Origin of the sequence: Flavobacterium sp. 90 (assembly GCF_004339525.1) — a bacterium.
Lineage (GTDB): Bacteria > Bacteroidota > Bacteroidia > Flavobacteriales > Flavobacteriaceae > Flavobacterium.
This window is the reverse complement of sequence record NZ_SMGE01000001.1, coordinates 1555243-1568624: the sequence shown is the minus strand read 5'-3', so window position 1 is coordinate 1568624 and position 13382 is coordinate 1555243. Positions and strand designations below refer to the sequence as shown.

8 protein-coding genes are annotated in these 13382 nt (G+C 33.4%); 6 read left to right on the top strand and 2 right to left on the bottom strand.

Annotated features, from left to right (window positions below; translation table 11 throughout):
* Nucleotides 1-17 precede the first annotated feature (17 nt).
* Nucleotides 18-1262, top strand: coding sequence for a DUF4374 domain-containing protein (locus C8C83_RS06235; RefSeq protein ID WP_121327097.1), 1245 nt, complete (start codon nucleotides 18-20; stop codon nucleotides 1260-1262).
* A gap of 97 nt (nucleotides 1263-1359) precedes the next feature.
* Nucleotides 1360-2526, top strand: coding sequence for a PepSY-associated TM helix domain-containing protein (locus tag C8C83_RS06230; RefSeq protein WP_121329967.1), 1167 nt, complete (start codon nucleotides 1360-1362; stop codon nucleotides 2524-2526).
* Between the two features lie 517 nt (nucleotides 2527-3043).
* On the opposite strand, the gene C8C83_RS06225 is transcribed toward C8C83_RS06230, so the two are convergent.
* Complete coding sequence (locus tag C8C83_RS06225; RefSeq protein ID WP_132011694.1) at nucleotides 3044-5167, bottom strand: outer membrane beta-barrel family protein; 2124 nt, start codon at nucleotides 5165-5167, stop codon at nucleotides 3044-3046.
* A gap of 490 nt (nucleotides 5168-5657) precedes the next feature.
* Nucleotides 5658-6554, bottom strand: a complete 897-nt coding sequence (gene gldA / locus C8C83_RS06220; RefSeq protein WP_121327095.1) for a gliding motility-associated ABC transporter ATP-binding subunit GldA — start codon at nucleotides 6552-6554, stop codon at nucleotides 5658-5660.
* Nucleotides 6555-6698: 144 nt separating this feature from the next.
* Here gldA and C8C83_RS06215 point away from each other — a divergent pair, with 144 nt between their 5' ends.
* The 4 genes from C8C83_RS06215 to C8C83_RS06200 all read left to right on the top strand — a co-directional run bounded on the left by C8C83_RS06215 (nucleotide 6699) and on the right by C8C83_RS06200 (nucleotide 13382).
* The gene (locus C8C83_RS06215) at nucleotides 6699-7280 is read left to right on the top strand and encodes an outer membrane beta-barrel protein (RefSeq protein ID WP_121327093.1); all 582 of its coding nucleotides are present in this window, start codon (nucleotides 6699-6701) and stop codon (nucleotides 7278-7280) included.
* Nucleotides 7281-7464: 184 nt separating this feature from the next.
* Nucleotides 7465-8055 carry an outer membrane beta-barrel protein gene (locus tag C8C83_RS06210; protein WP_121327091.1) on the top strand — a complete coding sequence of 197 codons (591 nt, stop codon included), beginning with the start codon at nucleotides 7465-7467 and terminating at the stop codon, nucleotides 8053-8055.
* 252 nt (nucleotides 8056-8307) lie between these two features.
* Nucleotides 8308-9963, top strand: coding sequence for a T9SS type A sorting domain-containing protein (locus C8C83_RS06205; protein WP_121327089.1), 1656 nt, complete (start codon nucleotides 8308-8310; stop codon nucleotides 9961-9963).
* A 41-nt stretch (nucleotides 9964-10004) separates the two neighbouring features.
* Nucleotides 10005-13382: a hypothetical protein gene (locus C8C83_RS06200; RefSeq protein WP_121327087.1), complete on the top strand. Its 3378-nt coding sequence runs from the start codon at nucleotides 10005-10007 to the stop codon at nucleotides 13380-13382.

Here is a 13382-nt window from a genome sequence, read left to right as displayed (position 1 = left end):
CCTTAATAATTATAATCATGTTTGTAAACAAATTCGCAAAATGCTTTGCATTGGCTTTTCTGTCCTTAACTATTTTTTCATGCAGCAGTGATGATGCAGCAAAAGACGATACGCCAGCTGTAAATGGTACTAAATACGTTGCCTCTTATTGGTTGGCAGATTATACGCAGTATATATTAGACTTTGCTTCTACAGATCAATTAATGACTGGAGAAATTAGTGCAAAAGGAGTCGGAATTGAGCAAGATGGAAGTTGTTTTCCTGCTAACAATACATTTTTTGCATTAAGCACAAATGACGAAGGATCAGTTTCATTTCACCTTAATACCACCGGAAAATTAGTAGCCGGAGATAAACTTGCTTTCGAATCATCTTATGCTGTAGGTTATACAGATGATAAAAAAATGATCAATATTGGTGCAACCTGGGATGGAAGTTCATCAGATTATGAACTTATGATTTACAACCCAACAACGGTTTCTATTGATGGAAGAAAATTCAATGATTTTACAGTTTCTCCTGAAAATAAAAAAGTATTGTACTGGCCAACCGGAGCTGCAGTTTCCGGAGACAAACTTTTTGTACCGGTTTATATTAAAGATGTTTCTGATGGAACAAATAAAGTATTATCATCTGATGCTACGGTAAGAGTTTACAAATATCCGTCTTTAGAATATGTAACTACAATAAAAGATACAAGAACAACTGCCATTGGAATGTATTACACAAATACAGGAATTGTGCAAACTGAGTCTGGAGATATTTATACATTCTCATCTAATGCTCGTGCGGGTGGATATCCTGTTAAAACGGTTACTTCGGGTGTTTTACGTATTAAAAAAGGAGATGCAAAATTTGATCCGGGTTACTTCTTTGACCTTGAAGCAAGCACTTTAAAAGGAAAAGTTTTGGCGGCATATCCGTTAGGAGGAGAAAAAGTTTTTATCTCTTACATTCCTAATGATGTAGATGCGGCAAATGCAGTATATAGTTTCCTGAATACAAAGCCAATTTTTAAATCAGCAATTCTTGATTTATCTGCAAAAACGATCGTAGCTGTTACAGGTTTACCGGATCACGGAGGAGATGAATTCTTTGGACTAAGCAGTATGTTTGTTGAAAACGGAAAAGCATACAAAAGTTTCGTAACAGGTGATCAGGCTCGCGTTTATCAAATAGATATTGCAACGGGAACTGCAAAAGCCGGAGCACTTATCAAAGAAGGTCTTTACTTGCCAGCGATTGGTAAATTGACTTACTAAATTAATTTTTTATAATTGGCTTGAGGTATTATTTCGGTAATCCTCAGGCCTTTTTATGTATTACTTAAAAGCATTATTTTTTTCAAATTATACTTCGATGAATATTTTTAAAAGCCGTTCCAGTAAACCACCCAATAAAGGAAAATCACGTTTTAGTAAAATCAATGCCTGGCTGCATTTATGGCTTGGATTGGGTTCCGGAATAATTGTGTTTATTATGGCAATTACAGGTTGCATTTTGGTTTTTGAACCCGAAATAAAACAGTTTACATCGCCTTGGTTAAATGTTGAAGCTCAAAGCCCGGAGGAATTATTACCGCCTTCGCAAATTTACGCTGCTGTTCATAAAGTTTTACCCAATAAAGAAATTCATGGCGTTTGGTATAATGGTTTAGATAAATCAGTTAAAGTCGATATAGAATCGGATTCGTTGATTTATGTAAATCCTTATAACGGTAAAATCACCGGAATGGTAGACCATGAAGATTTTTTTCATATTGTTGATGAAGGGCATCGGAATCTTTGGCTGGATCGTGAAATTGGATCTCAAATAACAGCTTGGGCAACGTTTATTTTCTTCTTTTTGCTCATAAGCGGACTTATACTTTGGTTTCCGAAAAAATGGAATAAAACAACCCGAAATAGTAGTTTTAAAATTAAATGGGATGCCAAATTCAAACGCCTTAATTATGATCTACATAACGTTATGGGATTTTATGCGCTCATCTTGGCAGTATTAATTTCTTTTACAGGATTATTAATGAGTTTTCATTGGCTTCGCGAAAGCACGTATTGGATTAGCGGAGGTTGGGCAGACGAGAAAGATAAAAAAGAACAAGTTGTTTCTGCTAAAAAAGACACTTTATCCAAACAACAAATTGATAAGTTGGCTGCCGCCGATTTTATTTGGAAAAAAGTGAGAACAGAAATTGCCAAAGAAAATAAAGAAGCTGTAATAATTCATTTTCCGGATGATCCAAAAGAAGATATTTATGCCTGCACAGATATGCATAAAGGTATTTGGAGAGATTTATACTTTGATTCTAAAACGCTTGAATTACTTCCAAATTCTCAAAAACACATCAACAACGAACGTTTTTCAGATTGGTTAATGCGATCTAATTATAGCCTTCACATTGGTGCAATAGGAGGAATTCCGACCAAGATTATATATTTCACCGCCAGTTTAATATGTGCCAGTTTACCCATTACCGGATTTTATATTTGGTGGGGAAGAAAGAAAAAACAGAAGTCAAAAGCATAATACTTATTTGATTTTTAGACCTTTTTGTTAGTTAGTTTCTAAAGTCTTTTGTGAGAAGTAATATTCTCCAAAAGACTTTTTTATGCGTTATAAATAAAGAAATAAATCAAAAAAAACGTTGTCAGGCTGAGCGAAGCCGAAGTCCCGCAAAAATGTGTAACTCAACGTTATGGAGCTTCTTGTGAAGGATGGATTAAAATCCATCCCTACAATATGTTTTGTTCCTCTGGAACTTCTTAAAGAAAAATTCCGAAGGAATGATTTATATTGTAGTAACGGATTTTAATCCGTTGAAGAGAAAAATGGGTTTATATAAAAATCGAGATGACAAAAAGTTTATAAACACAACAAAATAAAATAAAAAAATCAGCATAAATCCGTTTAAACCCGTATCATCCGCGTGCCATTTTTCTCCATCTATTAATCTATAAACAAGAAATAAAAAGAGCCTGCTAACTACAAACAGGCTCTTTCATTCAAAAAAAAAACAAAAACAAGGAAACCAAAGATCCAAATATTATATTCTATAGGTAAAGGCTATTGTTGCAATTCGGTTGTCAAGATCGTATCTTTTATTAATGCTCGTTTGTGCGATAACCGAATTAATGTGAAAATTATTAGTGTTGAAAATATCCGTAATATTCAATTTGATATTTCCTTTATTGGCTAAAACCTGTTTCGAAATTCCGATGCTAAAATCAAAGAAAGCATCTCTTTCATAAATGCCCAGATTAGATTTTGACTGGTATTGTGCGTTTGCTTCGGCTTTCCAGCTTTCAGAGATTGTAAAAGAGTTTTGTACACTTAAATTCAAGGTAACAATAGGATCGATTTTGTCTGTATTTACTACATTCCCCATGAATTTATTTTCGAAAATATTGAAAAGCGTATTTACTGACCACCATTTATAAATTTCGGCAGTATTAGTAATATTAGCGCCGTAATTATACGATTTGTCCACGTTAATTTGGGAAGTTACCGTTGTGTTATTCGCCGGATTATACACATATACTTCTGTAAAAACATCTTTGGTTTTGCTGAAATATAACGAAGCCATAAAGGCACTTTTCCAGGCATATCCAATTTCAGTTGAATGTGTAATTTCAGGAACCAAATTCGGATTTCCCTGAGAATAGTTGAACGAATCATCATAGAAACGGAACGGATTCAAATCAAATTGACTTGGTCTGTTAATTCTTTTACTGTAAGAAGCATGCAAAGAATGATTGGAGCTTAATTCGTATTTTAGAGAAACACTCGGAAACCATTTTAAATAATCGTCTTTATGCTCTTCGTTTAAGGTTTTCTGCAAAATATTTATGGTAGTATATTCCGTTCTTAAACCGCCTTGAATGTTGAAGTTTTCGAGTTGGTATTTATAATTGGCATAAGCCGCATAAATTTGTTCTTTATACTCAAAATGATTCGTCGAGTTAAGATCAATAATCCACTGATTGTTGTCTTTATATTCATAAACAGATGGATTATCATTGTTTTTTATACTCGCTTTAAAACCCCATTCTATAGATTGTTTTTCTTTTAAAGGATTTGTAAAATCAACTTTTCCGGTAAAAACTTTCAATTGCGACGGAATAAAACCTCTTCGGTCATTGATAACATTTGTATTGGACTGATCTATATTTGTGGCACTTTGAAATTGATTTGATCTGAATTTTGAAGTTTCATATTCAAAATCAAAAGACATATTTTTTCCTTCGGTATTAAACTTATGAACACCTGAAAAAGCATACGTGTAATCATTCCATTTTTCTCTACTATCATTATATGTAGAAGCATCAAATTGGACTTGATCCATAGCATTTAGCAATGTATTTCTACCGTTTGCGATGTTTTCGTATCGACCTAATTTTGCATCAATATAAACTTCCAGATTTGTTTTAGGCGAAACTTCATAAGTCGTTCCTATCTTAAAATTGTTCGAAGTCAAAGGTTCATCGGTCGTTGATGTTTGATGATTTTTTGTCGAAATTGTTTGACGAGTATTATCTGTATATTGATTCTGATCGAATTCTTTGCGTTCCTCTTCACCTCTAAAAGTGTAACTGTAGTTTCCGTAAACCCCAAATTTTTCTTTATTATAACTAAGATTTACACCAGAATTCGTTCTGTTTTTTCGGCCTCTTCCATAATTGGTAAAAACCGTTCCTTTAAGACCGCCGGCATTTGGTTTCTTTAGAATAATATTGATCATTCCGGCTTTTCCGGTGGCATCATATTTCGAAGAAGGATTCGTAATAACTTCAATTTGTTTAATGTTTGATGAGGTTGTCGATTTTAAATAATTGGCAAGCTCTTTTTGCGAAAGCTGTGTTAGTTTGCCATTAATCATCACACCAACACCTTGTTGTCCACGAATCGATAATTCGCCATCCTGAGAAACGACAACACCCGGAGCGCGCGATAAAACGTCAAGAGCAGTTCCGCCTTCAGAAACAATACTATTTTCTACATTAAAAACTAATCTGTCTGATTTTTGAGTATATAAAACTTTCTTTTTTGTGATAACAATTTCATCCAAAACATTGATCGAGGTTTCGACAATGCTGTCGCTTTCTTTTTCCGTCTGAGAGTACCCGTAGACTGAAAATGCGAGCATAATAGATGTTAAAATATTCTTCATTATATATTGATTGATTTTTTTGGATAAGGATTTTGATGTTTTTATTCGAAAAGAAAAAACTCGTTTTAGGTAGAGCTTTCTACTTTAAAACTATTTTCTCTAGTTTATCAGAAATTGTATTTCGAAGAAGTAAAATATAATTTAAAAGCTTAGAAAAAGTATTCTTTATGAGGCCGAATGCTGATAACATGTCAGGAAATTTAGAGTTTCAGAGTTCAAATATAACACTATTTATATTAAGTCTAAATAAATATAGTTAAAATTTGCAACAAGAAATTCTAACAAGCTGATAGCTAGTTGTTCGTGATTTTGTAAAAAAGTAAAAAGTTTAGATTAAAGGGAGAATTTTGGCAACAAAGCCAGAAAAAATAAGACTTAACATTTCGGGAAAAACAGCGAAGAGAAATGATGTTCAATAAAAAAAGCAATTTATTCCAAAATGGAATAAATTGCTTTTTTGTCTGCAAAACTGAGACTGTAAATTGAAAACTTATTTGGTAATTTCTCTAAAAACAGCTTCCAGATTTTTATTTTTTTGATTTAATTGAAGTGTTTTTAATCCGTTTTCGTTGGCGAAATCAAATATTGCCGGACGCATATCTTTTTCGGCAACAAAAGTTAATTCCCAAGTCATATCATGAATGTTAATATAAGAAGTAATATTTGGGAGTTTTGCCAAAAGTTGTTCTTGGATCTGATAATCAAATTCTACTTCGATAACTTGTTCTTTATTTTCAGAAACTAAATGATCTAATTTTTTATCGGCAACAATTTCTCCTTTGTCAATAATAATGACACGATCACAAATAGCTTCGACTTCCTGCATAATGTGAGTCGATAAAAAAACCGTTTTATCTTTCCCTACATTTTTAATTACATTTCGAATTTCCATTAACTGATTCGGGTCCAGACCGGTAGTTGGTTCGTCCAGAATTAAAACATCAGGATTGTGTAGTAAAGCATTTGCAAGTCCCACACGCTGGCGATATCCTTTAGACAATTGTCCTATTTTTTTATGGCTCTCCGGTGTCAGTCCTGTCAGTTGAATTACTTCTTCAATTCTTGATTTTGGCACGTTATAAACATCGGCATTAAAAGCCAAATACTCACGAACATACAAATCTAAATACAACGGATTATGCTCTGGTAAATATCCAATCGAACGTTGCACTTCTTTAGCGTTTGTCATGACATCGTGACCATTTACAAGGGCTGAGCCATCATCTGCCAATAAATAAGTGGTCAAAATTTTCATTAAAGTAGATTTTCCTGCACCATTTGGACCAAGAAATCCAACAATTTCTCCTTTTTGAATAGAAAACGAAATTGAATTTAGGGCTTTTTGAGATCCGTAACTTTTTGATATGTTGTTTACTTCTATCGACATGACTTTTTATTTGGTACAAAAGTAAACAGAAATACGCTCGATTGCTACATTTTTATCTTTTAAAGAAATCATAAAAAAAACTTAAAAGCCAACAGCTACGGCACCGTTATTGTTAAAAGGAAAGTAAATTAAAAAATAATTACAATGAAAAAAATTCTAGTGATGGCTGCATTGGCTATCTGCAGTTTTGCAAATGCACAAAAAGGAACAATCTTAGTTGGTGGAAACATCGGATTCACTTCTGAAAAATCAGAATATCAATTTGGTGAAGCTACAAACAATGAATTTAGCTTTTCTCCTAAAGTTGGTTACCAATTTAATGACAACTGGACTGTTGGGGGTGAATTTACAGTAGCTTCTGCTAAGGATGACAATGGAACTAGAGAAATTAAAGATAATAATTTCAAAATAGGAGCATTCGTTCGTTATTCAGTGCCATTAAGCCAAACGTTCTCTATTTTTGCTGATATGGGTGCTGGTTTTCAAAATGCTAAGTCTAAAGTATACGGTCCAGGAAATGCTTTCGCAAAATCTAAAGCAGATGGTATGTATGTAGGTATAACTCCAGCTCTTTTCATTAACATGAAAAAAGGTTTTGGTTTAAACTTCAGTATTGGTGGTTTAGGATATGAAACACTAAGTTATGATAACAACGGTGCTGATTACAGTAAATTCTACTTCAATTTTGGACAAACATTTAACATTGGAGTTTCTAAAAACTTCTAATCTTAAGTTTTATATTCAATTTCAGAAAAGCATTCGCCGCGGCGGATGCTTTTTTTTATGTCTAAAAGCTTTTTAGGCTTGTTAAATGCTTGTGTAATTACCTGAATGTTTGTTAGTTATTTAAAGTTTAGCAGCGATGGCATTGTTCTTGTTAAAAGATTACTAAAATTTAAATATCACACTTATGAAAAAAATTCTAGTTATCGCTGCATTAGCTATATTTAGCTTTGCAAATGCCCAAAAAGGGTCAGTTTTAGTTATGGGAAGTATTGGTTATAATTCTCAAAACAGTGGACATGAAGCTTTTGAGAATAATTATCATTATTTCAGTTTTTCACCCAAAGTAGGATATCAGTTTCATGAAAATTGGACTGCAGGTCTTACAGGTGCGGTTTCAACGGTAAAAAATGAAGATGGTACTGTCTATGAATCAAAAACAAATACCTTTTCTTTAGGAGGTTTTTTGCGTTATTCTAAACCTTTAAATCAAACTTTTTCTGCTTACGCTGATTTAGGAATGGGGTATCAAAACAGCAAAGTTACAACCAGAAACGGACTGATTAATACAACTAACAAAGGCAATGGATTTTATGTTGGAATTACTCCGGCAATTTTCATCAATGTTAATAAGGGCTTTGGTTTAAACTTCAATATTGGAGGTTTAAATTATGGAAGTATGAATTTTGATAATGACAATAATAGCGGAACAGATCGAAATAGTTTTGATTTTACTTTTGGTCAGGCATTTTCTGTAGGGATTTCAAAGAATTTTTAATTTTAGGATATAATTCAATTTCAGAAAAGCATTCGCGGCGGCGGATGCTTTTTTCGTTTTATAGAAAATGAGATTTAAATAAACTTTTTGCTTTTCAATTATAAACCCTATAATTAGAGGGTTTAGTTTTTTATAAAAAATCACCAAAAGTGGGTATTGTGGTTCTTGTTTAATCTCCCTAGTATTACGTTCTTAAAAATAAGTTAAAACTTACAGTTTTTAATTTGTTTTTCCGTCACGTAATACCAAAATATGAAAAATCACTACTTACTGCTCTTATTTCTTTTTCCTCTAATAATGCAATCTCAAGATATTCTCTGGGAAAAAACCTATGGTGGTATTCACGCCGATTATCTTTTTGATGCTCAACCTACAGCTGATTATGGTTTTATACTAGCGGGAAGTTCCTTATCTGATAAAACCGGTAATAAAGAAGGAAACAATAACGGCGATCTGGATTACTGGATCTGGAAAATGAGTGAAACTGGAGATCTCGATTGGCAGAAAAGTTTTGGCGGAAGCGGCTTTGATGTATTACAAAGTATTAAGAATACAAGAGATGGCGGTTTCATTCTTGCCGGAACTTCTAATTCTACAAATGATTTTCAGAAAAAAGATCCTTGCAAAGGAGGTACTGATTTTTGGGTAATAAAACTAGACGCAACAGGAACAGAACAATGGCAAAGAACTATTGGAGGAACTGGTCAGGATGAATTATTATGCGCTTTTCAGACCAGAGATGGAGGATATATGTTGGGAGGTTCATCATCTTCAAGTCCGGAAATAACGGAGGATTTAATAGAGAGATCATCTTCATTAGAAAAACCGGATCTATACAATAAATCAGAAAAGAGTCGTGGGAATATGGATTACTGGATCATAAAACTCGATAAAACCGGAACGATAGAATGGCAAAAAACATACGGCGGAGAATATGCAGATATATTAAGAAGTATGGAGCAAACTATAGATGGCGGATACATTTTGGGCGGATATTCTAATTCACCTGAATCTGGCGACAAAACAGAAGCTCTTAAAGGAATAGGAGATTACTGGATTCTGAAAATCGACAATATAGGCGCAATCGAATGGCAAAATAGTTACGGAGGCAATGGAGATAATCAATTGTATGTAATTCATCAAACACTAGATGGTGGCTACATAGCAGGAGGAAATTCGAACAGTACCAGCCCGCTTACTTCATTAGGTGGTATTGTTAGTAATGGTACAGATTACTGGGTTTTAAAATTAGATGAAAAAGGAGCAGTTGTATGGAGTAAAACCTATGATTTTGGCAAGACAGATATTTTAACCTCACTAATTGAAAATACAGATGGAACTTACTTAGTTGGAGGATATTCTCAGAGCGAAAATATTTCAAGAGAAGGAATAATAGGCAAAGCGACGGGAGTTACAAAAAAGAATAAAGAAGAAGGCTATATCGCTCTGAAAATTGATGAAAAAGGCGAAAAAATCTGGGAGAAAATCATTGGAAGTAATGGAGAAGATGTATTACAAAAATTGTTTGAAACCCGAGATGGCGGATATCTTATGGCGGGAACATCAAAATCAAGCACTTCAAAGAATAAAAATTCCAGTATTGGAGGTAATGATTTTTGGGTTGTAAAAGTAAAAGACCAATTAAAACCGGATAAGCTCAAAAGAAAAAGCATAGAAGTAATTCCCAATCCTGTGGTCACTTATACCAATATTATTATAGGCTACGAGTATGAAACAGGTACTGCAACTGTTGTTGATATGGCGGGCAGGATTCTACAGCAATTTAATATATCCGGAAAAACCATTCCGGTTGATTTTAGTTACTACGCAGAGGGAATTTATGTGATAAATATAAAGACGAATGTACAAAGCGATGGCGTGAAAGTGATTAGAAAAGGGAAAAATTAGGTGATGAAAATCATTTTGCGTAACATCAAATTTTAATAAAAATGAAAGAAATAGTAAAAAAAATAGCGCATTTGTGTATGTTAGTTTTATTTGCATATAGTTCCACTGCACAAGTAACCAATGACTTGCCTGATTATTTTCCTGTAAGTCCTAATGCAGCATCATTTGCCAAACAAGGTTTCTATCCGGTGGATTATTTTACAGGAAAACTTAGTGTAAGTGTGCCAATCTACAATATTGCGGTCAAAGCGCTATCAGTGCCGATATCACTTAGTTATAATACCTCAGGTATACAACTTAACGAAACCGCTTCGTGGGTCGGACTTGGTTGGAATTTAAATGCAGGTGGAGCTATTGTAAGAAATACAAAAGGAAGACCAGATAGCGCATTGAGTAGTCAAAAATTTTGGACTCCTATTCCTGCACTATCTAGCAGTTTTGCTTTTACTGGAGAAAACTACAAAGCGCTGTATTATATGCAAAAAGGTGAACGAGATACAGCACCAGATGAATATATAGTTAGTGCACCGGGACTATCCGGATCCTTCTATTTTGATCAGAATGATTCTTATAAAGCCTATTTCAGAGATTTTCAAAATACTAAGGTTAGGATAATTTCGGATACCGAAATTGAAATCATTAAAGATGATGGAACCATCTATAAATTTGGTAAAAATCTTCAAGGCATTGAAGTAGTAGAAGTAACATCAAATCCCAACGAATTAGTTCAATCCATGGGACAAGATTTTATTTCAGCGTGGTATCTAACAGAAATGATAGCCGTAAACGGAACAGAAATCGTTTCTTTTCAGTATAAATCAATTAATAGTATTGATTACTCAGTAGCAACAAGCGAAAATGTAGTGTACAGTAGTGGAGGAACCACTCCTTATATTGAAGGAAATTATCCAAGGGGAGATGGTGGGAATTCTGTAAAAATTAAAAAACAGTTTTTACAAACTATTATTTTTCCAAATGGTAAAATTGATTTTATATCAACTCTTGATCGACAAGATCTAGCAGATGATTATAAGCTAAATTCAGTTGAGGTATATTCGATAATTAACAGTAAAAATACATTGGTTAAAAAATCTGATTTTACTTATGATTACTATCATAGAAATGGAGGAATATCTCCGGTCGCTGTTGGAGATCCATTGGCAAAGAATGAAAAAATACAAAAAAGTAAATATTATGCATTGCGATTAAAAGAAGTCAAAAATGTTATTAACAATACAAAATATAGTTTTGAATACAACAACACTCCACTAAAAAGCAGAGGAACAACAGCTCAGGATTATTGGGGATATATGAACAATAATACAGGATCATTAATCCCTCCAACAACAAGTGTGGGTGTAATTAAAACAATAGCGGTAAAAGAAGTAAATATAAGTTTTGGCACTGGAGACAGGAAAGCTGATGAGATAATTATGAAAGCAGGAATTCTGGAAAAGATTATATATCCCGAAGGAGGTTATACTGTTTTTGATTATGAAGCAAATCGATATGTTAAGGAAATAAAGAGTATAGTAACAGTTGATAAGTCTTCTCAAAGTGTAATGGTTTATTCTGCAGGAACTGGAAAAAAGGACTGTACGCCTAGTTATAAAGAAACATCATTTACAGTAGGTCCCAACTATGTAGCCGGAAGCGGAAAAATAACTTACTTTTTTTCGAGTGCAACAAACGAAATCGGAGCAAATTCATTTGTACAATGGGACAATACGATTGTTTACAGACTTAATTATGATCCTCAAAAAAAGAGCTATCCCATGTTGTCAGAGACCGTTTCTTATAATTTTGGAGAAGGTCTTCATACAACAAAAGCCGTAGAAAATAGAGTTGGAACTGATGGTATTTCGGGTTGTAGTTTTATAAGTATTTATGCTTCCTGGAAAGAAGCTTCGGGTGCAATAATAACTCCCACAACTGTATATGTAGGTGGATTACGTGTGAAATCTGTAAAGAACTATCTAAACGGAGATATTTTACCTGCCACAGCGAAACAATATGCTTATGAACAAGAAAGTATTCTCAACGATGAAGGAATGGGAACTTATAGCCGAAAAATAATTAATTCGGATAACATATCACTTGTAAGACTAATATGCTCTTCTTCGACTATTTATAATAATAACATTGGCGGTGGTCCCAATATGACCTACGGAAAAGTTATAGAAACAGAAGTTAATCCAATCACATTAGAAGCAAATGGTAAAATAGAATATTATTTTGAAAAAGCCTTTCCACAACGTGAGGTCGGTGTTTTTCCAACAGTATTTAGACATCCAAACTACAGCTTGACAATGGCTTCTCCTTTACTTTCTTATGCTACTAGTATTAGTGATTTTGGGTATTATAAAAATGATTCGTGGAATTATGGATCGCTTATAGAAACCAAATATTATAAAAAAGATGAATCTAAAACGTTCAAATTAATAAAAAGTACAAATAGTAATTATAAAAAGCTAATAGAAAAAACAATACCAACCAATGTAGTATTTAATACGGTAGAAGTTCCTTATGATGCCGCAAATAGTTGGAGTAATCAAGTTCCTTATGATATAAATAAGGACCGTTACAGTGCGCAGTTTTTTTTCTTCACCGGAGGTGTTTCTCTAGGGAAAAAAGTAATGACCAGTACTACAGAAACAGATTATGACAACAGTGAAAAGCCTACTATCAAAAAAACAACTTCATATAGTTATGAAAATCCAATTCACAATCAAGTTACCAAAAGTGAAATCACAACAAATTCTAAAGGAGAAACTTTAGAAACAAAATACTTTTATCCACAAGATTCTCAAATGGCGAGTGAGCCATTTGTAAAAGAGTTAATAGCAGGAAACAGGGTTGGAGCACCTCTAAACTTACAAATTTTTAGAGAGAAAAATAAATTATCTGAGCAAAAAACGGTCTACGATAAAAGTATTGTTACAAGCAATTTATTATTACCCAGATATGTTTTTTCAAATAAAGGAGTAAGCAGTATTGCTATAGCAGATAGAAAAATAACTTACGATCAATATGATGATAAAGGGAATGTTCTGCAATACACAATTGAAAACGGTATTCCTGTTTCTATCATTTGGGGTTACAATAAAACACAACCTATTGCTAAAATAGAAAACGCAAATTACAGCCTAATCACCTCATATGTTGCAAATCTTCAAAACCTATCCAATACAGGAACTGAGGCAAACTTAATTCTATCATTAAATGCACTAAGGGCTTCCTTGCCAAATGCAATGATTACAACTTATACTTATATTCCGCTAGTTGGGGTAAGTACTATTATTGACCCAAAAGGAGATAAAGTTACTTACACCTATGATCTTGAGGGAAGATTGCAATTTGTAAAAGATGCGCAAGGAAATTTAATTTCTGAAAGTCAATATCATTATATAAATCAATAA